Genomic DNA, 23,308 nt, shown 5'->3' with positions numbered 1-23,308 from the left:
ATTTTTTTCTGGAAAGTGGATGATAAAAATCATCTATATACAAACATTCCACCGCTAGTCGTACATTCCCCCACAAAGTGGGCTTGGCTTGAAATCTAATTAAAGGTACCTTCCGGGGAACCTCTATTTGTAAACCCTAGCATGTTAAAAAAACGGCTGCCGAAGCAACCGTTCTCTTTGCAAATTGTTAAATTAACGAGTTATAATTTCCGCACGTTTGTCCGGATGGGCTTCATTATGCTTCTCAAGCCTTTGCATCAGTTCCATTGCTTGCTCCGGCCAGTTGACGCGGAATTCATCCCAACCGTGAAGCACGACTCGGCAAGGCAGACGTTTGTTATGGCCAAGCGCATCCGATACAGCATCCCAATCGGCCATTGCTTCCTTAGAACCGACCTTGCGCTTGAGCAGAACAAACAGATCCTCTTCCTTCTTCACTCTATCCAAAGGAACAAAAATCCGGTGATCATCATTAACATCAAAATAGTTGCCATCCGGATCGTAGAACTGAAAGTTGATCCCGCAATCGTCACGGTCCCGCAATTTCGTAACCTGTACGCCATGCGCTTTCAAGTGCTCATATAACCCTTCGATGTTCTTGACGCTAAAGCACCATGCCGCTTCCGGTTCCCCGCCTTCTTGCTTATAAAAGTTGACTGTCGATTCCAGATCGGTATGCACCAGGAATAAGCCCATTCCGGGCATCGATAGCATTGCATGGCTTCCGGGTTCAAGAATACTGGATTTCATTCCCAGCATCCTATCGTACCAATCAGCAGCTTTAACTACATCCCTGGTTGGAATATATACACACGCGAGCCCCTTCCATTCAAATGCTGTTCTTTGAGATGGGTCCTCTGTCTTCATCTGTACGCTCATCATAAGCCTCCTGATATTTTATTGGTTCAGGGCAATATGCCTGATCACAATAGGATGCCATTACAAGGTGCTAATCTGACATGAGCCCAAACTTTTTTTCGGCTAAACGAAATGGAATTTATTACCTAGGAAATAACGATTTAAATCTTCACCCGTTCTCACTTATCAGGACGGTACAGTCATTTCGGCAAGATGCCAGCAAACACCGGCCGGGTCGATTAGATGGATCTCCCGCTTCCCCCATGGATATAAGGTCGGTTCCTTAACCTTAATAGGGAATCTTTCGGCAAGCTCCGCTTCCTGTATATGCCTCCACCAGCCGTCAAGATCATCGACGAGCAATTCAACCATGAAATTATCCTGCAGCTCTTGATTGTGGATATTTTGCAGGTAGAAGTCCTGACCTTCCTTTCGAAAAATGCTCAAGCCATTATCCGAATATACCTTCTCAAAGCTCAGTGCTTCGAAAAATCGTTGGGCCAGTGCATAATCCTTTCCGGAAGGAATAAACGGACGAAGCTGAAATGCTTTCATATTTGTCCCTCCTTATCCCCTTAGCAAGGTAAATAGTCGAACAATGCGTCCAAGGAACGGATCTCCCGCTGTACCGGCACAACCGGAGATTCATTTTTTCTATTAAGCCATATGCCGTAAATCCCGAGCTTCTCGCAAGGAACAATATCCGTACGAACATCATCGCCTACATAGGTCGCCTTCATAACATCTTCCCCTGCAAACTGACAAGCGTATGTGAATATTGCCGCATCCGGCTTCGATACCCCGATGTCTCCCGAGGCGACCACAACATCAAAATAATCCTTCAACCCCATTCGCTCCAGCTTCATCCTTTGTTGACGGGAATCCCCGTTCGTAATGACACCCAATTTGTATCCAGAGAGCTTTTGGAGGCAGGGGAGCACATCGTCATAAGGCTTCCAGTGCTGTTCAAAATGATGAATATAGGTATCGAAGAAAGATGACGCTTCCTTATCGCTGATTTCCCCTTTTACAAGCTCCTTCATTCTTTCCGCCTGCTGCTGCCCAAAGGTCAGCTCTCCCTTTAAATAACGCGAATAATGCTTTACCGCTACGCGGCACCATTCCACATAAAATGACTCACAAGGCACGTCTTGAAGCTTGAGCCTCTCTCCGAATTGCCGATGGAAGCCTTGAACTCCCATGAATTCCGCAGCTTTGAAATCCAATAAGGTTCCGTCCAAATCAAAAAAGATCAACCGCACTCACCTCCTAAGACAATATAGCGATGAGGGTTTACTGCTCCCCGGTGTTTTTCGAATAGACGAAAAATCCGCTTCTCTTTTCCCAGCCTGCCGCCTTCCAAAAGCGATTGCCGATCTCATTATCCTCGATAACGAAAATATGACATTTATCGATCCCTTGCTCCCTCAGCTTGGTTAAGCTTGTTTCTACCAAGCGATGGCCGATTCTTTGCTGGCGATACTCCGGATTTACCGCAACGTGATAAATAAAGCCCCGCCTTCCGTCATGCCCGCACAATATCGTCCCCACTACCGTCTCCTTATCGACACATATGTAGCTAAGCCCCTGGTTCCGGTGCAAATAAGCCGCAATACTATCCTTCGAATCCGCCTCGCTTAAAGCCAGCCCGTCGATCCGCTCCCATAATTCGATCATCTGCTCATAATCCCGCAGCTTCATTTCTCTGATTGTAGTCATAAGATGTACCTTCATTCGTTTGTTAGTTTATCTCCAAGCATATCGCTGGAATGGTTAGCTTCATTATAGGTTTCGTCTGGCTGGAACCGCAAGCTATGTAAATTGCAACCGGCCGGCTTCCAGCATGGCCCTAGCGTTCGGAATCTCCTTAGGATTCAAGGCTCCCCTCCTTCAATCCGTCTTCGATTCGGTGAGAGGCGCATAATCTGATTATCTTTCCGCTCCCCGTCGAACCATTCGCGTCCGTAGAGCACCTTCACTTTTTCAAAGCCGCATTTCTCATAGCTTCTAATGGCCCTGGTATTCCAGGTTTGAGGGGCGATATAGATCTCGTCTGCTCCCTTTACATCGAACAAATAGGAAGTAACCAATCGCAGAGCTGCTGTCCCAATCCCTTTATTCTAATACATGCTTTCTCCGATAAACAGATCTATCCCGAAGATCCGACTATCCTCCTGAGCACCATAAGCCTTGATTTCTTCCTGCTGCAGAGGGTAAAACTGAATATATCCAATTGATGTCGATTCCATCTCGATCATACATGGGGTTACATAGTGCTCGCCCTTTGCCCGCGGGCCATACTTATCCTTAATCCGTTCTAGTGTGTACCGGGCACTGGGCCCCTCAATGAAACGAAGCACTTGCTCGTCGTTAAGCCATCTCAAAAGACTTGCATAATCTTCATCGGCATCCTTCATCAAACGGATCAAGACTCGGCTATCCTTAATAAGCAACATAGCACCTCGTTCCGTATTTTATAAATCTGCATAGTGGGAGATTCTGAAGCTCATTGCAAGTATAATAGAAGATGTATTATGAATGGATTAGGGGGTATCAGAATGAAGGATATAGTAACTAAGGAGTTGGACACCGCTTTAAGCCATTGGAATGCCATGTCCCGATCGGATCAGGAAGAGGCGGAAGAGATGGCGAATGCATTTGAAGCAGCCTTCTATCGTTTCATCGACGCGCTGCGCGAATGGGTCTATGCACTAAACCCTCGTCCGCAAACTTTGGATGAATTGTTGGAGATGCCCTTTATCCAGGACATCACGGATCGCCTGCCTGCTCCGCTTTACTTGAACTTCGAAACGGAGGCCGAGCAGATTATGGAGAATAGGAGCAGAATCGACGACGAGAAATATGATTAAAGGCCGGACATCAGAAGAAAACCAATGGTCTACTTCGGGCTGAATCAGCCGGTTTACTCCTCGTCGTAGCCATTAAAAAGCTCATCGATCATCCGGTCCTTGTTATTGAGAAACTGCTTCATGATAATAAAGTGATCGGTCTCTTCCAACCGCCGCTCCTCAATTCCCTCCGGCGTCAAATAATAAATAATGGAGTCAGGGTACGCCATTAATATTGGAGAATGCGTGGAGATAATGAACTGGGAGCTCTGCCCGACCAGCTCATGAATACGCGACAGCATCGCCATCTGCCGGAACGGGGACAGGGCTGCTTCCGGCTCGTCCAGAATGTACAAGCCTTGTCCTCCAAATCGATGCAGGAATGCGGCGAAGAAGGATTCTCCGTGGGACTGCTCATGCAGAGACTTTCCTCCATAGGAGTTTTTGATCGGCGGCCCGAAAGAGAATTCGTTATCCAGCTCCTCGATATGAGTAGCCAGATTATAATAGCTCTCGGCACGGAAAAAGAATCCGTCCCGCGGCTTGCGCCCTCCGCTGACCAACCGAATATGCTCATGCAAATTCGAATGGGTGGCTTGCGTTGAAAATGTAAAATTTTTCGTGCCGCCCTCCGGATTGAAGCCCCAGGCAACGGCAATGGATTCCATTAATGTTGATTTGCCCATTCCGTTCTCGCCGATAATGTAGGTCACTTTGGGATGAAAAGATAATGTATGCAATCGTTGAATAGAGCCTAGATGAAATGGATAATGATCAAAGGAAGGAACACTTTCCCTTATTAACTCTATCCGTCTCAAATAAGGTTCTCGGGTTATTGGTTTCATTCGCCGCATCATCTCCGCTGCAATTCTGGTAATGCCATATAGGTCAGGCTATAGAGGCCGCATTGTTTATGGTGACAGGGACCCAGATTTCCACTATCGATTCTTCGTTGAAAGGTCCCAGGAACCTCTCATCATAGACTTCCATATGATACCCTGCCCGAACGCTCCACTTGGGGGACAACCAATCCCTATATATGCGGTCGATAAAGGTCCGAATAAAGCTTAATGTTCCTCTGTATGTAAAAACGGCATAGCTTCCCGCTTCCGCAACAAATGTAGTCATTCCCTCAGGTATAGCCAAGCTCTCCGTCATGACTTCAGCTCCCGCTACGAACTCAAAACCGTCTTCCCTTGTTGAACCTGATGGTACCAGTTCCACACCGAAGGTTCGTCCAGGGATCACCTGATCAACCTCGTTAGCCCGCTCCGCCCATTGACCGTACAACTGCGGAATCGCGTTATCATAGGGAAGCACACGCTGCTGGAAACCAACGATCACCAATCGTTCTTTCTTAACCAAAACAGGTTCCATCGGTCAATCGCTCCCACATGAAAGATTGCTTAAAATCCCTATTATTTGTAAGTTATCCCCATTTTACCAAACATAAGTTCTTATTACAAGTAAAATCCTCTGTTATGAAAAAAAGGCTGCGAGCCCTATTTATCTTCTAATGATCCGATACAGGCCGCAAAAGGGAATGATGAAGCTGTAGAAATTTTCCTGAATGGCTTGTCAGACGGCACGGCTTCATGATAGTATACTATTTGTACTAAGAACACTGGTTTGCAACGCGGAGCCGTGGTGTAGAGGCCTAACATGCCTGCCTGTCACGCAGGAGACCGCGGGTTCGAATCCCGTCGGCTCCGCCATTTATCACATCCGATTTCAATTGGTACATAAGCAATCGAAAGCATAGAGCGGCCTAGCTGCTCTTTTTTTGCATTCCAGGTCGGCATTACCAGGAGAGTGTGATCTATATGCTTCGACGCGGACGGTTCGCCCCTACCCCCTCTGGACAGCTTCATATCGGAAATGCCTTTACGGCGCTGTGCTCATGGCTGCAAATCCGCCAAGCCGGCGGACAATTCCTGCTGCGGATTGAGGATATCGACAAGCTAAGATCCCGCCCCGCCTTGGCGGAACAAATGCAGGAGGATCTGCAATGGCTCGGCCTTGATTGGGACGAAGGACCTGGCATCGGCGGTCCCTTCGGCCCTTATGAGCAAAGCCGCCGCGAGCTGCTCTATGACAAGGCGCTGGAGCGGCTGAAAGCGGATGGGCTTACTTATCCGTGCTATTGCAGCCGCGCGGACCTGGCCCGAATTGCCAGCGCGCCGCATGGCCTCTCTTCAGAAGGGGAAGCATACCCTGGCCTATGCCGCCATTTAACGGACGAGGAGCGACGCGCGAAGGAGGCGGTTAAAACCCCTTCACTTCGGTTTAGGATGCCTGATGACCCGATCAGCTTCGTGGATGGCATCACAGGTACGCAAACGTATGGAGCTGAAACGTTAGGGGATTTTGTCGTCAAGCGGGCTGACGGGATGTTCAGCTATCAGCTGGCCGTAACGGTGGATGATTCAGCGATGGGGATTACGGATGTGCTGCGGGGAAGCGATCTGCTCGACTCTACGCCGAGACAGCTTGCTCTGTACGGGGCGCTCGGCCGGAAGCCTCCGCGTTTCTCACATATTCCTCTGCTGGTCGATGCGGATGGCAACCGATTCTCCAAACGGGACAAAAGCCTGTCTCTCACAGCGCTGCGTGCTGAAGGGGTTGCACCAGAGCGATTAAGCGGGTTGATCGGCTATTTGGCAGGCTGGCTCGATCATCTGGAGCCCGTCCCGGCGCAAGCCCTAATCCCGCGCTTCCATACAAAGCGTTTGAACAAGCGGCTCATTCCGGTCAGCGGTGAACAGCTTCGTTGGCTTCGAAGCAGATAAGGGATCCTGGCATAGCCTTACATGTTGAACACAACTACAGACTTTCATTAAGCAAATCCGCTCATGAATATAAAAGGCTGCCAGCGATGCTGGCAGCCTGCTTCTTCCATTCATGCAAAGATTAATCCCTCAAATAGAGCAAAATCGATTTGATCTCATAAGGGCTGATCTCCAACGAGATCGTCCCCTCTTCCTGCAACCCGTCGATAGGACGTTCCATCAAGTCCGTCTCCTGCCAGCCTGCAATACAGGCATCGCTTGTCAGCGTTACCTTGCCTCTCATCCCTGCGAATTCATGCATCCGCACGATGACGGCATTGCTGTCCTCCGCCTTTTTCACCGCATCGATCATCACATGGTCCGCAGACAGCCCCAAGAGAGAAAATTGCGGCTTCTCCGGCTTGCCGCTAATCGCTTGCACCGGATTGTTCAACGCCCAGGCGGATGGCACGGTGCCGCCCTGCAGCCAATCGCCCTCATGCGGATATAACGAATAGATGAATTCATGCTCACCTTGATCCGCCTTAGGGTCCGGCACCATCGCCGACTTAATCAGCGACAGGCGAAGCACGTTATCCTTGATATCATAGCCGTATTTGCAATCGTTCAATAAGCTGACCCCATAGCTGCGCTCGGATAAATCCGCCCATTGATGCCCTACCGACTCGAATCTGGCATAATCCCAGCTTGTATTCCAATGTGTCGGCCGTTTTACATTACCGAATTGAATGTCATAGGTAGCCTCGGCAGCATGAATTTGGACGGGGAAAGCCGCTTTCAGCAGCTGGCGCTGCTCGTGCCAGTCAACCTTCGTTTCAAAATCAATCCGCCGATGCGCGGCATAGACGATCATCCTTTGGCAGATGCTGGAGCTTCTATACTTCCACTCCATCCGGACTACAGCTCGAACCGGTCCGGCCTCCTCCACTTCCACGAAGATCAGCTGCTCGACCTCACGCATTTTTTCCTGATAAAAAATATCGATGTCCCACGCCTCGTGGCGCCCCTTGGGTTTATCCTCGAATACTTGAAGCACGTTGGCGCGAGCGTCCTTAGCCAGCACCTCACGGTCTGCCGCGAGATCGTACAGCCTTGTCAGCTGCCCCTTCTCATTCCACACGATTTCATAGAATGGTGTCTTAAGCCCGCTCTCCGTAACACGGAACGGCTTAGGCTGGCTCGCATGACCGCTCGAGACCGCGGTGAATCTCACCGTTGTATACCCCATCGCCGGCATACCCGGCACGTAAACATGCCATTGCCCGCCGCTAAGCTGAGCCTGGAGCGCATTCCCTTCGGTATCCGTCCATATGCCTTGTTCCATTCCGGCCAAAGCCTCAATACAGACTACATCGCTGCGCTGCCAAGAAGCGCTGTTAAATAAAGTGAAGTGCTTCTCTTCCGCCCCTTCTTCCCCTGCAACAAGCCGTTCTCCCGCTTCCTGCCACGCCTGACGGGCAATGGCAAAGGCTTCGGCGTATTCTTCTCTGCTGTCCTGATACACTTCGCCGATCGAAGAGCCAGGGATGATATCGTGGAACTGATTGCGCAGGATGATTTTCCAGCCTTCGTACAGCTTCTGCTGCGGATAGAGGCTCCAGACGGACTGCAGGCCGCTTCCCAAAACGGACATCCATTCCGTCTCCCGGTACAACAGCTCCAGCTTGCGGTTTGCGCGTTTGTTGTAGGCCTGGCTCGTATAAGTGCCGCGGTGAAGCTCCAGATACAGCTCGCCATTCCACGTATGAACATAGCGGTCCGTGAGGGCTATCTCCTCCTTCAGCCGGTCAAAATATTCATCAGCCCGTCCCGTCTTGGCTTGCGGAAGCCCCGGCATGCTTTCCAGCCTGCGGCGCATCTCCAGCATTTCGCGGTTAACCCCGCCGCCTCCGTCTCCATAGCCGTAAGAGAGCAGCAGCTCCTGATTGATTTCCTTATCCCGGTAACCGTCCCAGATTCCTTGAATGGAAGCCGGAGTGATGCTGCCGTTATAAGTGTAGTAAAAGGCTCCCTCGCTCGTCCCCGGGTCCGGCGTCGTAATGAAATGGGTCAGCACTTCGCTGCCGTCGATGCCTCTCCAGACGAACGTATCATGAGGCATCCGGTTATATTGGTTCCAGCTGATTTTGGTCGTCATGAACATGTCGATACCAGATTTCCGCAGGATTTGCGGCAGCGCCCAGCTGTAGCCGAACACATCGGGCAGCCACAAGTAGCGGCATTCTACGCCGAACTCATCGCGGAAGAAACGTGTGCCGTACAAGAGCTGCCGCACAAGCGATTCCCCCGAAGCCAGATTGCAGTCCGCTTCAAGCCACATCGCCCCTCCGGCTTCCCAACGCCCCTCTGCCACACGCTTTTTGATTTGCTCATAAATGGCCGGGTAATCCTGCTTCATATACTCATACAGCTGCGGCTGAGTTTGCAGAAACACATAATCCGGATACTGCTCCATTAATCTAAGGACGGTGGAAAACGACCTCGCCACCTTCTCACGCGTATGCTTTAAGCGCCATAGCCAGGCCACATCGATATGGGTGTGCCCGATGCAATAAACGTGAACCGGATGGTTCTTGGGCATCCGACTGAGCTCCGAGCGCAAAAGTCCCAGCGCTTCCGCCAGCGAAGCATAGAACGCTTCTGAGCCCGGCTCGCTCCAATCAATGAGCAGATAGGCGCGGTCCAAAGCCGACAGAAGCTCGTGCCGCTCCGGACGGTTTTCTTCGAGCAGCTCCACCGTTTCAAGCACGGCCCGGCTCGTATAATAAAGATCGTCCGCCGTTTCGTCCAGCCAGCTCAGCTCAGCGCGTTGAAGTTGGTTTTCGATAGGCTCGGCTTTGCCGTACCCGTTCAGCCCTGACCAGAGGCGAAACTGAAATTTCACTTCGGTTCCCGCCGTTTCCGGAGCCAGGAATACTTCCTCGTGATTGGAATCCACTCCTTGATACGGCTGGCCGTTCAAGAACAATAGCGATTCGAAGCCGCTGTTGTTGCCTCCGCCCGTCCGGCCGAAATCGAACCGGCCGACGATTCTTTTTCCCTGCCAGCTTGCAGGAACGTCCGCTGTGAAGGCGAGCCACCTGTACAGGTCCCGGCCTGTCCACCGATCGCCTATCGATACCTCCTTCCACTCGCCGTCTTCAGTCGGGTAAGCACCGATCCGTCCCTCCTCGTCCTGCTTCATCTTCATGCCGGTGATCTGTATGCTTTCACGATACCGGAAGCCCTCGATATCCTTAATTCGCGCGGCCAGCTTTTCCTTCGTCCATAACATGCCTTGTCACCCTTCCCTCGATGGTAATCTGCCATGACAAAATACCCGCACAAAGTGGGGTGAGTCTGTTGGTAAACCTATAGAGCCTGAACTATTGCCAATATACTCCGGTGGGGTACACCTCTCCGGCCACTATTGAAACCCGTGAATTGGATTAGATTTAGCGGTATTTTCACGGATTTCAAAGGCGGACGTAAACTCCTCCGAGGCATACCCCTCCTCCATATTTAGCATACTTCGCGCAGAACAGGGTTACCCAACAAGTTCCCCCACCAAGTGGGGCCATGGCTTCGAAGCTAAATCTATAAACGCCACATGGTCAAAAAACGACAGTCCTTCCAATGAATCAAGTTCATTTTCTAGGACTGTCCTTTTTGTGCTGCTTTCGTTAACAAGTACTGGTTTTATTATAGACCAGCCTCGATTCCATGAAGGAAGGGCAAATCAACTATCCGTGGCGGAGGAATTCGCTTTTTTCACACCGTTCTTTAAATCCCATCATAGCCGTCCTCTTTAAAGACTGGCTGCAGCTTAAGCTTATATTGAAATTCTTTCTCGTTGAAACGGTATGGCTCGAGCAATTCAGGTCCGCATGAGGCTGACCCGACCCCGCTCATTTTATAGTCAAGATGGACGATCGTTTCCTTTCTTTTGACCAGCTCGTAGGTATGCTCCGCTTTCGTTAGATCCTCCGGCGTATAGTGGGACGCTTGGAAGGAGAACGGTTGAGAAGCTTGAAAAGCTAGACCCATACCGAGTGCGTTCGAGACAACCGCCCATTCCGTTCCGAACCGCGAGCCGTTCTCCTGCGGCATAATGTAATTCTCGAACATCTCGTCTACCGTTAGCTGATAACGGCCTTTTTTCACGCTCTGGCGTTTGTCTATATAGCTCTCATGAGGTCCGTTCCCGAAATATTCGACTTGCTCCATCCCTTTAGGCATCGTCAGTTGCAGTCCAAAGCGGGGCAGAAACTCCAGATCTTCTCTAACCTTCACCTGCACATCCAGCTCGATCGCTCCCGTTCCAGCGATGATCCAGTTGGCTTCCCCATGCAGATACGGATAACGGTTATACCCCGTCAGCGAAAAGCTGACGGCAATTTCTACCGCTTGGGATCCTTGAGCTTTCCATTCGGCACGATATACCTTGGTCTTGGCCCCATCGAGCCCCTTGTCCTGCCACTTTTTCCTCATATACATGTCATTGTCTATGGGAGCGCGCCAAATTTGGAAGTGGGTCGGAGCGGCGAGCATAGGAACTCCTTGCTTGCTGATCTCAACAAAAGCTCCGGCATTCAGGTCGAATACATGGCGGAAATCAAAGCCTTCTACAACAAGCCTTCCGGCTTCTTCCCGTACCTGAATATCGGAAGCACCCCATCCGTCGCCTCCCGCAATTGGAGCATCGATCGAATCCTGCTCAAGCTCGAACTGCTCGAACATGATCTCGTAGCCTGCTTCCGCCCAACGCGTTTCCTCTTTGAGCCAGCAGGATAGCGTCAGGAAAAACCTTCCTGCCTGATTCGCCGGTACTTCATAAGGAAGCTTCAAGACTTGTGCTGCATGCGGAGCAGCTGTAAGCTCCCATACGGTTCCTTGCTGGATGATCTCTCCATCCTTCTCCAGCTTCCACCGCAGAGCCAGATGCGACAAATCTGCAAAATCATACAGGTTCGTTACCTTCACTAAGCCTGTCTTCAGGTCATCCGCTTCGATTCGAACAGGTGCGATCACCTGCTTGAGCTCAAGCAGCCCCGTATGAGGAGTCCGATCGGGTGTGACAAGACCGTCGATACAGAAATTGCCGTCATGCGGCACCTCGCCGAAGTCTCCGCCATAGGCAAAGAACGGAACGCCATCCGCCGTCTCGGTCTTGATGCCGTGATCGCACCATTCCCACACGCAGCCGCCCATTAATTTGGGATAGCGGTAGATCACTTCCCAATAGTCCTTCAAATCCCCGGGTCCATTCCCCATCGCATGGCTGTACTCGCATAGGAACAGCGGCTTCGTATTGCTTTCATCCTCGGCATACCCGCGAATATCGTCTACCGAAGCATACATGCGGCTCTCCAGATCGAGACATTCCACATTCGGATTTCCTTTATAAACCGGCGCCGCTCCTTCGTAATGAACCGGTCTGGAGCTGTCGCGTCTGCGAGTCCATTCTGCCATAGCCATATGATTTTCGGCATACCCGGATTCGTTCCCCATCGACCACATGATCACGCAAGGCTGGTTTTTGTCGCGCTCCACCATGCGTTCGGCCCGTTCTACAAAAGCCGCTCTCCACTCGGGATTAGCGGACAATTTGTGAAAAGCTCCTTCCGCCCAATCCTCCGCTCTTCCGATCCCATGACATTCCAGATCAGCTTCATCGATAACATAGAAACCGAACTCATTGCAGAGCTCAAGAAACCGCGGATCGTTCGGGTAGTGGGAGGCGCGGATCGTATTTACATTATGCCGCTTCATTAAACGCAAATCCTGAATCATGTGAGCTATAGGGATGGTCTGCCCCAGCTCCGGGTGGGAGTCATGACGATTGACCCCCTTCAGCTTGATCGCCTGATTGTTGATCTTAAATACGCCGTCCACAATGTCTATCCGCCGGAATCCGACCGGAAAACGAAGAACTTCCTCACCGGAGCACACGTACAGCTGATACAAGTAAGGCTGCTCCGCGTTCCACAGCTGCGGATTGTCCACGGTTAACTGCACGCTGCCCCGTCCATCAACGATCGTCACGCCGTCAACCACCGGTTTGCCCTGAGCGTCCTGAAGCTCCAGCTTCACTTCCGCGCTTCCCGCTGCTTCCAGCTCCACCTGCAGAACCGCCTGGCTGAAATCCTCGGCCAGTTGCTGTCTAACGAATACATCGCGAATATGAGAGGCGTCCCTAGCCAGCAGGTACACGTCCCGGAAAATGCCTGTATACCGCCACAAATCCTGATCCTCCAGATAAGTGCCGTCACACCATTTCAGCACCATAACGGCTATGCGGTTGCGGCCGCGCTTCACATGGGAGCTTATATCAAATTCCGAAGGAATCCGGCTGCCTTGGCTGTAGCCGACAAATACTCCGTTCACCCATACGTAGAAGCAGGCGTTGACTCCTTCGAACACGATGTACTTGTCCTTCTCATCCCACTGTTCCTTCAGATTGAATTCACGGACATATACGCCTGCGGGATTCTTATCCGGAACATACGGAGGGTCCACAGGAATCGGATACCGGACATTCACATATTGAAGCTGGTCGTATCCGTTTACCTGCCAGCAGGACGGCACCAGCAGATCGTCCCAGCCGCTAAGATCGGCCTGCTCCTGATAAAAGCCATCCTGCACCTGAGTCACACTTGGATAGTATTGAAACTTCCAGCTGCCGTTCAATGTCTGATAAAAAGGCGATCCTCCCCTTTGGCCTGCTTTCGCAGTTTCCTTGCCGGAATAGGGGATATAGTAGGACCTCGCCTTCTGGCGATTAACATGGAGGACATTCGGGTCCTCCCAATATTTGTTCACAAATGACATAGTGATGAGCTCCTTTTCTTATTTCATTGTCAAAGCAATAAAATTACCTATATTATATAAAGGTATCACCCTGCCGCTAAGATCATAAAGCGGACAACATCTAGTACAAAATGGACATTCAGAGGTATATATGATGCAGCATTTACAGCTTCGAAGCAGCTTGTTCTCCTCACTTGAGGGAGAGATCCCTTTTGCCGTTTATACCGTCGGTGCCGATGAACAGAAGCCTATGAACCGCTGGGAAGGCTTCTCCGCCAATCAGTTGCTGCTGTCCTTCTCGGGGACAGGTCTCTTTCGCTTGACAGGTGAGGACAAATGGGACACTGTACCACCCCGTACGCTGCTGTACATCCCTGCCGGGCTCCCCCATGAGTACCGTCCGCAGGATGCCGAGCCTTGGCTCGTCGGCTATGTTACGTTCATGGAAAGAGAGTCCGGGCCGTTGTCTCATTGGGGGTTCGGTTCCACATTTTCCCGTATGCAGCTTCAGGAAATAACCCGCTTGGACAAACTGCTCTATGCGATTTGGAGCCACTCCGGACCGGACTATGATCCTTGGCAATCCGCGGAGCTGCTCTTCTCCTTTTGCCTTGAGGTCAAAAAGCAGGCAGCCGCGGCAGGAAACCCTCCAAGTACAAGCCTGCCCAAACCGATGCGGTATCGTAATGCGGTCGTCCACACGGCTACCCGCTTCTTGCAGGATCATCTGCAGCGGAACCTGGGGATGGCTGAGCTCTCCGCTCATGTCGGCTATTCTTCTAAGCAGCTTACTCGATTGTTTCAAGAAACGCTGGGAACGACACCGCTTCAATATTTGCAAAAGCTGCGTCTCCAGACGGCAGCCCAGCTGCTGGAGCAGAATCCGAACATGACGGTTCAGCAGGCGGCCATGCATGTCGGGATGGAAGCCGTTTATTTCACCCGTCTATTCCGCCGGTTGTTCGGCGTCACCCCTTCCCAGTACCGGGAGCATAAAAGCTTGCCAGCTCAGCTTCAAAATAAAACAACCCTTAAAAAGGAATAATTCCATTTTCAAGGGTTGTTCCGTGACTCGGCTTACTTCGCCAAAGTGCCCTGCAGCTTGGCCGAATCGAAGTTCGGGTCTGCTTTGGCCTGCGTGTCTCCGGAAGCTTTCGCTTTTTCCAGAGCCGCATTATATCGCGTATTCAAATCTTTGATCACTTGATCCAGGTCTCCGCCTTGAATCATATATTTCGTCAGCGCATCCGAATTCTTCATTCCTTCGACCTTGCTTTCAATAATCAGCGTAGGGGCCGCAGGATAGAGAGCGTCATATTTCGTAGGGTTAAAGCCCTCGATGCCCGGAATATTGGCTTTCTTGGCCGTAGCAGTAATATGCGGCAGAATGGATACGCCGAAGCCGTTCTCCTGGTAACCGGATTGAACCTCGTCGCTGTACATGTACTCAAGGAATCTCCAAGCTTTTTCCTTATTCTCGGAATCCTTGCTGATGGACAAGTACGCGCCCCCGTTAACCAGCGAAGCGCCCTTCACCGTACCGTCAATGGTCGGAACCTGTGCAGCAGCCCATTTGATTTGGGCAGGGAATTGGCTCTTGTATACAGCCGGCTCCGCCGAGTGGTTAATGTACATACCGATCTTGCCTTGAGCGAATTGCGCGCGCAGCGGATCGATATCCAGCCCTTCCGAACCTGGCAGCATGCTGCCGTCAACCTTCATTTGGCGCAAAGCTTCCGCAATTTCTTTATAAGCGCCGAAATCAAATTGTCCTGTCTTCAGATTGTATCCTTCAACAACTCCTGTACCGCTCAACGTTGCAATCGGATAAGCGACGCGGTCGATAGCCGAGGTATTCTTGAAGTTGCCCGCGAATCCGTAAGCTCCGATGCCTTTGCCCGCTTCCGTAAGCTTCTTGGAGACTTCAACTAGTTCCTTCAGTGTTTTTGGCGGTTCTTTAATGCCCGCTTTCTCGAACAGATCGACGTTATAAATTAAACGCCAAATCTGGCCTACGTTAGGCAGACTGTAAATCTTGCCTTCATACAGGTTCTTTTCCTCGATTAACGTGCCGGAGAACTTCTTCTTCATATCCTCGCTCATATAAGGATCCAGCGGCGTCAAGAAGCCTTTCTTTACCCAAGGCACCACTTTGTTAAAGTCAACACGCAAAATGTCAGGCGCCTGCTTGCTGGCAAAAGCGATATCTACGGACTGGTCGTAATTATCGGCCATTACCGTCATCTCAACTTCTACGTTATCTTTGTTCGTTTCATTGTATTTCGCAATCACTTGTTTAATATAGTCGGCATCGGAACGGTCATTGGTCCAATACGTCAGCTTGGTTTTGCCTCCGGTTTTGGCGCCGCCGTTCGTTGCAGAAGAACTGTCCGGCTGAGTCGAGCAAGCGCTTAGCGATACTGCCAGCAGCATGCTTAAGGCCGGTACGTACACTTTCTTATTCATCTAAAATCCTCCCCCATGCAGGTTAAAGTCAGGTTTGCTTGTTTATTATAGTTCATTCCGAACGAACCGCAGGAAGGACAAATCAACTATCCATAGAGGATGAAATCGCTTTTTTTCCATCGAGTGGAAGCCATATCGTAACCACAGTGCGTTCCATGGGTTCACTGGCAAGCTTCAGTCTCGCCTCGGAGCCGTAATACAGCTGAAGCCGGCTGTACACATTGGATAATGCATAGGATGACCTTGCCATGCCGGGAGAGGTAAGCTGACTATAGACCTCCTCTGCATCCATTCCGCACCCGTTATCCTCTACACTTAGCTTCAGATAGTCGCCTTCCTGCTCAATACAGATATAAATAAACCCGCCCTGCTCCATCTGCTGAAAGCCGTGCAGAATACTGTTCTCCACCAGGGGCTGTAAAAGAATTTTGATCATAGGCAGCCGGGCCAGCTCCGGATTCTTCAGCTCGATAATATAAGTAAACAGACCCTCGTAGCATTTTTGCTGAATATCCAGGTACTGTCTGACATGCTCCAATTCCTTCTCCAATGTCGTCATTTCATTTCCATTGTTTAACCCAAGCTGGAACAGCTTCGAGAGAGAAATAATCATTTCCCTTACATCCTGCTGCTCGGCCGTTTCGGACTTCCAGAGAATCGTATTTAACGTGTTGTATAGAAAATGCGGATCAATCTGGGCTTGAAGCGCCTTAACTTCGGATTTCCTCTTCTCCTGCTCCGACAGCTTCACCTCTTCGATCAAGGCCGCCAGCTGCGTCAGCATCCGGTTAAAGCTATGGCCGACCTTGGTGACCTCATCATTGAACTGGCTCTCGAAACGAACGTCCAATGTATTATCCCGCTCCACCTTATGCATCAGTCCCTGCAGCTTGTACAAAGGCCTGAGCAGCCGTTCGGACAGCACATTGGAGAACACAAACGCGATCACTACGCACACGCCCATAATCAGCACAATCCACCATTTGATTAACGTGATTTGGCTTAGCAGCTCCGACTTCGACTGCAGGCTGATCAGCGTCCAATCTTCGACCAGCCGCAGACGTGAATAGTTGACCAGCAGCTTATTATGCGGTTGACCCATCGTATATTCAAAATGCCCCACCTTCTGGTCCGCCAGCAGCTTTAAGAAACCGGGGTCATTTCTTAGAGAAGAGGAGGCTGCAGTCATCGGTACGGCCTCCCGCCCCTCGCTGCCTAGCAAGAGAAACTCCGCTCCCTTGCTGTTAAAATTTTGGTAAATGTCCTGCTTAATGTCCTCTTCCTTCACATTGATCACAATATACACATCCGAGCCCGAGCCCTCGGTAAACGGCTTGAGCAGCAAGGAGATGACGCGGCTGCGCCCCGTGAACAGGGTATCCTCATGTCCTTCCATCCAGACAGCAGGGCTGCTGCGCTCTTCTAACAGGTTGTACATTGAAGTGCTCTTGAACGGAATCTGCGTATTACGCACCGCATTGGTAGGGTAGAAGTCTCCGATGGGCGTGCTGATCAGTACAGACTCAATCGATGACTCGTTCAGCTTGATTTGCGTGAAGGGAGACTGCAGCGCGGATAAATGCTGGTAATAGCTATCCACGTTACGCATGGCGGAATCCTCCATCATCCGCTTGAACGGCTCGCTGATCATTATCGTCGAAGACGATACCACAATATGCCTCAGCCGTTCATCGAGCACTTGAGCGGATTTGTTCAATGTGTTCTGACTCAGCTGAAACGCATTATTTTCCGTTACCTTGGAGGCAATGTAGTACGACATGATCCCCGTAGCCGCGATGCACAGCACCGTTAAGAAAATACAGGTAATCCAAATTCTTCTCTTCAAGGATGAGCGATAAAAAAAACGATTCATCTCTTAGCTTCACCGCCTGCTGTATGAAAATCAAAATCGATAAGTCCCCGATCATTCCGTAACTATTCGTTCTCTTCATGATTTCCTGTCTAAACGAAAATAACTCTAGCCTGAGCTAGAGTGAATCTGTTTAGAAACCTATAGAGCTTGAACTATTGCCAATATACTCCGATGGGACATGCCCCTCCAGCCGCTATTGAAACCCGTGAAAGGTGATTCTATTTAGCGGTATTTTCACGGGTTTCAAAGGCGGACGTAAACTCCTCCGAGGCATACCCCACCTCCATATGTAGCATAGTTCTCGCAAAACAGGTTTTCTCAACAATCTAACCTAGCCTGAGCTAGAGGTTATTTTCGTTTAGAAATCATTTATCCTTTTAAGGAGCCGGCCGTCACCTGCATGAACGATTTGTTCGCGAAAATATAGACGACAAGCATCGGTACGATCGAAATGCACGCCCCGGCCAACATCAGCTGCAATTCGGCGGCTGCGCCGACGCCATATTTCAGGTTCGTCAGTCCGACCGTCAAGGTCTGCAGCTTCGGATTGCTCATGGTAAATACGAAAGGAAGAATATATTCGTTCCAGGCATTCCGGAAAGTGAATAACGCCGTTACGCCAATGGCTGGTTTAAGCAACGGCAGTATAATTCGCCAGTATACCGTGTAATAATTGCATCCGTCAATATAAGCGGCCTCGTCCAGATCTTTAGGTATCCCTTTGAAAAAGCCGATCAGCATGAAAAAGGCAGTCGCATGAGCACTTATGAGTATCAGAATAACTCCCCAGAGCGATTGATTCAAGTGCAGTGCGACCATCAAGTCGAACTGAGGGCGCAAAACTACCGCGCCGATTGAGATAAACATGGTGCTCGCCTGCAGCGCTACGTACGCTTTTTTCCCCGGGAAATTTCCGTGGTCAACAGAATAGGCGGCCATGGAAGTTACCAGCAGAGTCCCGACGGTAGCGGCTGCACTGACGAACACGCTGTTCCAGGTAAACAGGGCGAAGTTCGCCTTTTTCCAAGCCTCGATGTAGTTGGAAAAATGCCATTTCTCAGGAAGCAGCGTCGCTCCAACCGTCACTTCCATGTTCGTTTTGAAAGAACCCAGAATAGCCACCACTACCGGGAACAAAGTCATGATCGCGAGGGCAAGCAAAAATACCCATAAAATCGTGAAAGAGATGTATTTGTACAATCGTAATTGCCGTTTCGTTTGGTTAGCGGCATTTAAACCGCCGGGTGCAGATACATTCGTATTCATCGGTTGATTCCCCTCTCTCCTGAAGAATGATTAGTACATCTTGTTAAGTCTGCGGGAGGCAGCAAAGTACACCAGGGTGATGATGCCTACAATAACCGCCGTTACAAAGCCTACGGCACTCCCGTAACCAATCTGTTGTACGTTCGCATTCGTCGTGGAAACCGGGAAGAAGAGCTTATACACATACAGGAACATGACTTCCGTCTTGCCGAAAGGACCGCCTTCCGTCAAGACCATAATGTTCTCGTAGCCTTTCAGAGAAACCGTGATGACGAGCATCATAATCATTTGCAGGATAGGGCCGAGCATCGGAACGGTAATAAACCAAAATTTTTGCACCGTATTGGCTCCATCGATGGAGGCTGCTTCATACAGATCGTCCGGAATATTTTGCAGACCTGCGATAAACAGAAGCATATAGTTCCCGACCGCCCCCCAAATGGCAATAATAATGACGGTGAGCATGGCATGGTCAGGGCCTAGCCACTCAATCGGCTTGGAGATGATGCCAAGCTTCATTAAATATTGGTTCAGAATCCCGTTGTACGAATTAAATACAATCCCGAAAACAACGGACATGACCGATGCGCTGATGATCGTCGGCATGAAATAAATGGCCCGCAGCAGCTGCCTGCCCTTCAGCGCCTGATTCAGAATGACCGCCAAAATCAGGGATAAGGGGACCGTGACCACAATTTTGCCTGCGGCATACAGGAACGTATTGTACACTGACTGCCAGAACTGATCGTCCTTCATGACGCGGGTAAAGTTATCTATACCGATAAAATTCGGGACACCGTAACCCTGATAATCGTAGAACATAAACCGGAACGCCCACAGTATCGGATAAATACCGAGAACCAGCGTGAGCACCAGACTAGGTATAATGAACACATAGGAATTGAAATAGCTTAATGACCTCTTAGACACGCGTGATCCTCTCCTTATGAACTTTCTTCCTCTTAACTATAAGAGAAACATTGCAGGCTCAAGGAGAGAGAAACTCACTTTTGAGAGGGGATAATGCAACTGTGATCGTCCGCCCCATGCATCGCAAGGTCCATATGACTTACTTGGGAAGGCCATACAGCTGCTTGAACTCCGACGGCGTCATGCCGGTATGCCTTTTGAACAGCTCGGTAAAATACGGTCTGTCCTCGTAGCCGAGCGCAAGGGAAATTTCCTGCACCTGCATGCCCTGCGACAGCAGCTCCTTCGCCCGCTCCATCCGTTCCATCGTAACGAACTGTGTAACCGTCATCCCGGTCACCTTCTTGAACAGGTTGGAAAAATAGCTGGCGCTCAAATACACCATTTTGGCATATTCCCCGACTGTAAGGTTCAAGTCCAGATGCTCCCGGATGTACGCAATCACTTCATCTACCTGCTGGCTCGCCTCTTTGCTCTGCTGCCTGCGGATTTTTTGGCAGCCTACCCGGCACAGCCGTTTAAGCTGCTCCTGCAGCTCACCAAGGTTGATGGAAGGGTCGTTCTTCATATCCAGCATCAGGGCTTCCATCTCGGCCATTTCTTCAGGCGGCACTTTCTCAGCCAGCACCCTGTTAATCAGAAAGGTCAGCTCAAAATACACCGATTTCATCGATTCCGGATTCGGAGGAGTTGACATCGACATCGCTTGGCTCTCCTGAAAAAACTCCTCCAGGCTTTGCAGAGCCTTCTGCTCGTTGCCCAAACGGATGCAATACAGCAGCTCTTTTTCTTTTTCCGTAGAATACCTCGGAGACAATCCATTATGCTCGGGAACGTTGCTGAAGCTGTAGACGCTGTCGCCCCCCGTATAAAAGTTGTACGACAGAGCGGTTATGGCCTGTTGATACGAATGCGCGATTTCATGAATTTCCTGAACCTCGCTGCCTAATCCGATAGAGACGGTTTCGCGGGTGTAGCGGCTAATATGCTCCCGGCATTTTTCCGCTATAACTTCCATTTTCTCAGTGGGTGAAGGGTTCAAAATCGCCGCAAACTGATGCACATCCTCCCGGAACACCAGCCCCGTCGTATAGGTAGCGATCGTTTCCTCCATTATATTTTGAATGGCAAAGCGGATTAGCTCCACCTCACTCACCGGGAGGGACTGGCTCCGCTCTGTGAAATGATCAATCTCCACGAGCATGACGGTAAAATGCTGCTTCGCAATCGGGATCTGCAAAAAATCCCATCGTTTGCTTGCGCTAATCGGGCTTGTCGGGTAACGCATCAGCAATCGAAAATACTCCTGGCGAAGCAGCGGCATGCTCTCGCGAACCTTACTTTCCATGTCCTTCATCCGTTCGAGCTCGGAAAGCTCCGTCTCCAGCGCTTTCTTGGCTTTCAAGACGACCTCCAATATTTGTGAAGGGGTAAACGGCTTCTGAATGAAATCAAATGCCCCTAACCGGATCGCTTGCTGGGCATAGTCAAAATCGGTATAACCGCTCAAAAAAATAATTTTGGTCAAATCCCCTTGCTTAACGACCGAGCGGGTCATTTCCAACCCATCCAGCTTCGGCATGCGAATATCGGATAAGATCAAATGGGGCTTCGTTGTTCGGATCAGCTCAATCCCCTTTTCTCCATTCGAGGCCGTGCCGACAATCTGAATTCCATGCTCCTCCCAAGGAATATGATGAACAATGCCGTTCACAATGGTTTTAATATCATCAATAACGCACATGCGCAGTAATGGTTCCAAAGCCGTAAGACACCTCTCTTATACGCCAAGACACATTGAATTTACTTTCAGTTTATCCATATGGATGACATTATAATGAACCTCCTCTCTTTTTTACAGCCGGTAATTTCACTCTTGTCCAGGGACAAAGCAATGGTTTTTCCAATGTTCTGACGCTTGCCTTGCGGACAAGAATAGTGAAATTCAAACCGTCATGGTAGAATAGGGGTCATGGGACAAATAGCAATCGAAACCTATGGAGGCACTTTAGCATGAATAAACGCTATCGTATTACACGAACCTTGCAGGACAACAACCCATCGGAGTCAACCATTACCTTGGAAGAGTGCAAGCAGTACTTTTCATCCAAGCCTGATTTTGCCTATACATCCGTGTTTACGGTGAAGGGCACCACCAGCATGTCCATTGAGGGCGACTTTTTCATGTGGAGCTATGGCGATGCGAAGATTCCTTTCCGTCATTATCAAGGGGACCTTTATGTATCCGGGACCAATGAAGCCGTGATCCCCACAATGATGGAGGTTGCAAGCGATTTGAGGGCAGATATAGTGGAAGAATAGTGCGGGAGCGATTAAGACGCTCTTCTTGCTAACAGGTCAATCAGGGGTTCTGGTTGGCCTGTTTTGTTAACTGGCATTGTTAACAAATGTTCAATAGCCCTATAGTTCACTCCATCCCCTAAAAAAGCAGCATTGCACCAATAATATTCCTTGACAGGAATATTCCCTTTGCGGTATATTTAATTCATAAGAAGTCGATCCTAATAAAAAAGGAGATGGGATATTCCGGCAGACCATCATGTAACGAGGTGAACGACATGTCAGGTAAACATCCGGACATGAACATGAAGACGCTGAGCGCTTTAGCCGAGCCGAATCGGATGGACATCGTCGAGCTGCTGCGAGACGGTCCCCTGACCGTTGGAGAAATCGCCGACCGGCTGGGACTCCGCCAGCCCCAAGCCTCGAAGCATTTGAAGGTGCTTAGCGAGAGCGGGATTTTGGAGGTGAAGGCCGAAGCCAATCGCCGGATCTACAAGCTGCGGCCTGAGCCCTTCCAAGCTTTGGATTCTTGGGTGGACTCTTTCCGACGCGTCATGGAAGAAAGATTCGATAATCTGGATAACTACTTGCGTGAACTGCAAAGCAAGGAACAATCATTAAAGCATTCAAATCATGAGGAGGAATGACCATGTCAAGCAACGCAATGGTTTCGAGGGTGGAAAATGATACGGTGCTGGTACTGGAGCGTGTTTTCGACGCGCCGCGCGATCTCGTGTTCAAAATGTTTAAAGAGCCGGAGCATCTTAAGCACTGGTGGGGACCTAGAGGCTGGGAGGTTCCGGTATGCCGCATCGATTTCCGTCCAGGGGGCGTATGGCACTACTGTATGAAGTGTGTCGATCAGAACCAGGGGCAATTTTATGGTATGGAATCATGGGGCAAAGCAGTGTACAAGGAAATTGTCGAGCCGGAGAGAATCGTCTACACGGACTATTTCTCCGATGCAGAAGGCAATTCGAACGATTCTATGCCGTCGACCAAGGTCGTATTGGAATTTATCGATTTGGGCGGTAAGACGAAGCTGGTCAATCGTGGTGAATATGTGTCTGCGGAAGCGCTCAAGACCGTTATGGATATGGGCATGCTGCAGGGCATCACCGAAACTTGGGATCGTCTGGAAGAGCGTCTGAACGAGGTTAAGTAAAACATTGCCGCCTGGCTCC

The 23,308-nt window shown here is 50.1% G+C and carries 19 protein-coding genes, 1 tRNA gene and 1 pseudogene; 7 read left to right on the top strand and 14 right to left on the bottom strand.

Annotation, left to right across the window (positions count from 1 at the left end):
- Positions 1–192: 192 nt before the first annotated feature.
- The 5 genes and pseudogenes from ABEA66_RS01795 to ABEA66_RS01775 form a co-directional block, all read right to left on the bottom strand.
- On the bottom strand, positions 193–867 hold the full coding sequence (locus ABEA66_RS01795) for a VOC family protein (protein ID WP_256865458.1): 675 nt from the start codon (positions 865–867) through the stop codon (positions 193–195).
- A gap of 177 nt (positions 868–1,044) precedes the next feature.
- Positions 1,045–1,413: a VOC family protein gene (locus ABEA66_RS01790; protein ID WP_079912427.1), complete on the bottom strand. Its 369-nt coding sequence runs from the start codon at positions 1,411–1,413 to the stop codon at positions 1,045–1,047.
- Positions 1,414–1,433: 20 nt separating this feature from the next.
- The gene (locus tag ABEA66_RS01785) at positions 1,434–2,114 is read right to left on the bottom strand and encodes an HAD family hydrolase (RefSeq protein ID WP_179136127.1); all 681 of its coding nucleotides are present in this window, start codon (positions 2,112–2,114) and stop codon (positions 1,434–1,436) included.
- 37 nt (positions 2,115–2,151) lie between these two features.
- Positions 2,152–2,577: a GNAT family N-acetyltransferase gene (locus tag ABEA66_RS01780; protein WP_079912425.1), complete on the bottom strand. Its 426-nt coding sequence runs from the start codon at positions 2,575–2,577 to the stop codon at positions 2,152–2,154.
- Between the two features lie 155 nt (positions 2,578–2,732).
- A pseudogene (locus tag ABEA66_RS01775) lies at positions 2,733–3,275 on the bottom strand (GNAT family N-acetyltransferase).
- A 141-nt stretch (positions 3,276–3,416) separates the two neighbouring features.
- On the opposite strand from ABEA66_RS01775, the gene ABEA66_RS01770 reads away from it, so the two are divergent.
- Positions 3,417–3,728: a hypothetical protein gene (locus tag ABEA66_RS01770; RefSeq protein ID WP_144027950.1), complete on the top strand. Its 312-nt coding sequence runs from the start codon at positions 3,417–3,419 to the stop codon at positions 3,726–3,728.
- A gap of 53 nt (positions 3,729–3,781) precedes the next feature.
- Here the strand turns inward: ABEA66_RS01770 and ABEA66_RS01765 are convergent, their stop codons facing one another.
- Entirely contained in the window at positions 3,782–4,552 is a 771-nt protein-coding gene (locus tag ABEA66_RS01765) for an AAA family ATPase (protein ID WP_079912421.1), read from the bottom strand.
- A 43-nt stretch (positions 4,553–4,595) separates the two neighbouring features.
- Complete coding sequence (locus tag ABEA66_RS01760) at positions 4,596–5,084, bottom strand: GyrI-like domain-containing protein (RefSeq protein WP_079912420.1); 489 nt, start codon at positions 5,082–5,084, stop codon at positions 4,596–4,598.
- A 261-nt stretch (positions 5,085–5,345) separates the two neighbouring features.
- Here ABEA66_RS01760 and ABEA66_RS01755 point away from each other — a divergent pair.
- Positions 5,346–5,422, top strand: a tRNA-Asp gene (locus ABEA66_RS01755).
- A gap of 108 nt (positions 5,423–5,530) precedes the next feature.
- The gene (gene gluQRS / locus ABEA66_RS01750) at positions 5,531–6,496 is read left to right on the top strand and encodes a tRNA glutamyl-Q(34) synthetase GluQRS (RefSeq protein ID WP_079912419.1); all 966 of its coding nucleotides are present in this window, start codon (positions 5,531–5,533) and stop codon (positions 6,494–6,496) included.
- A gap of 121 nt (positions 6,497–6,617) precedes the next feature.
- On the opposite strand, the gene ABEA66_RS01745 is transcribed toward gluQRS, so the two are convergent.
- Entirely contained in the window at positions 6,618–9,770 is a 3,153-nt protein-coding gene (locus tag ABEA66_RS01745) for an alpha-mannosidase (RefSeq protein WP_345585499.1), read from the bottom strand.
- A gap of 488 nt (positions 9,771–10,258) precedes the next feature.
- The gene (locus ABEA66_RS01740; RefSeq protein WP_345585497.1) at positions 10,259–13,306 is read right to left on the bottom strand and encodes a glycoside hydrolase family 2 TIM barrel-domain containing protein; all 3,048 of its coding nucleotides are present in this window, start codon (positions 13,304–13,306) and stop codon (positions 10,259–10,261) included.
- A 130-nt stretch (positions 13,307–13,436) separates the two neighbouring features.
- Between ABEA66_RS01740 and ABEA66_RS01735 the strand changes: the two genes are divergently transcribed.
- Positions 13,437–14,330: an AraC family transcriptional regulator gene (locus ABEA66_RS01735; RefSeq protein WP_345585495.1), complete on the top strand. Its 894-nt coding sequence runs from the start codon at positions 13,437–13,439 to the stop codon at positions 14,328–14,330.
- Positions 14,331–14,362: 32 nt separating this feature from the next.
- On the opposite strand, the gene ABEA66_RS01730 is transcribed toward ABEA66_RS01735, so the two are convergent.
- The 5 genes from ABEA66_RS01730 to ABEA66_RS01710 all read right to left on the bottom strand — a co-directional run bounded on the left by ABEA66_RS01730 (position 14,363) and on the right by ABEA66_RS01710 (position 21,582).
- Entirely contained in the window at positions 14,363–15,751 is a 1,389-nt protein-coding gene (locus ABEA66_RS01730) for an ABC transporter substrate-binding protein (RefSeq protein WP_345585493.1), read from the bottom strand.
- 82 nt (positions 15,752–15,833) lie between these two features.
- The gene (locus ABEA66_RS01725) at positions 15,834–17,624 is read right to left on the bottom strand and encodes a sensor histidine kinase (protein ID WP_345585491.1); all 1,791 of its coding nucleotides are present in this window, start codon (positions 17,622–17,624) and stop codon (positions 15,834–15,836) included.
- A gap of 369 nt (positions 17,625–17,993) precedes the next feature.
- Positions 17,994–18,890: a carbohydrate ABC transporter permease gene (locus ABEA66_RS01720; protein WP_345585489.1), complete on the bottom strand. Its 897-nt coding sequence runs from the start codon at positions 18,888–18,890 to the stop codon at positions 17,994–17,996.
- Positions 18,891–18,920: 30 nt separating this feature from the next.
- Positions 18,921–19,820, bottom strand: a complete 900-nt coding sequence (locus tag ABEA66_RS01715) for a carbohydrate ABC transporter permease (RefSeq protein ID WP_256865448.1) — start codon at positions 19,818–19,820, stop codon at positions 18,921–18,923.
- 139 nt (positions 19,821–19,959) lie between these two features.
- Positions 19,960–21,582 (bottom strand): response regulator, encoded by a 1,623-nt coding sequence (locus tag ABEA66_RS01710; protein WP_144027949.1) that lies wholly within the window; start codon positions 21,580–21,582, stop codon positions 19,960–19,962.
- Between the two features lie 251 nt (positions 21,583–21,833).
- Between ABEA66_RS01710 and ABEA66_RS01705 the strand changes: the two genes are divergently transcribed.
- The 3 genes from ABEA66_RS01705 (at position 21,834) to ABEA66_RS01695 (ending at position 23,289) form a co-directional block, all read left to right on the top strand.
- Positions 21,834–22,142 carry a hypothetical protein gene (locus ABEA66_RS01705; protein WP_079912411.1) on the top strand — a complete coding sequence of 103 codons (309 nt, stop codon included), beginning with the start codon at positions 21,834–21,836 and terminating at the stop codon, positions 22,140–22,142.
- Positions 22,143–22,399: 257 nt separating this feature from the next.
- Positions 22,400–22,771 carry an ArsR/SmtB family transcription factor gene (locus tag ABEA66_RS01700; RefSeq protein WP_079912410.1) on the top strand — a complete coding sequence of 124 codons (372 nt, stop codon included), beginning with the start codon at positions 22,400–22,402 and terminating at the stop codon, positions 22,769–22,771.
- A gap of 2 nt (positions 22,772–22,773) precedes the next feature.
- Entirely contained in the window at positions 22,774–23,289 is a 516-nt protein-coding gene (locus ABEA66_RS01695) for an SRPBCC domain-containing protein (protein ID WP_079912409.1), read from the top strand.
- The last annotated feature ends 19 nt before the right edge of the window (positions 23,290–23,308 follow it).

This window comes from Paenibacillus vulneris, from assembly GCF_039543185.1.
Lineage (GTDB): Bacteria > Bacillota > Bacilli > Paenibacillales > NBRC-103111 > Paenibacillus_S > Paenibacillus_S vulneris.
Note: the sequence above shows the minus strand (reverse complement) of the source record. Positions and strands in the feature narration are given on the sequence as shown.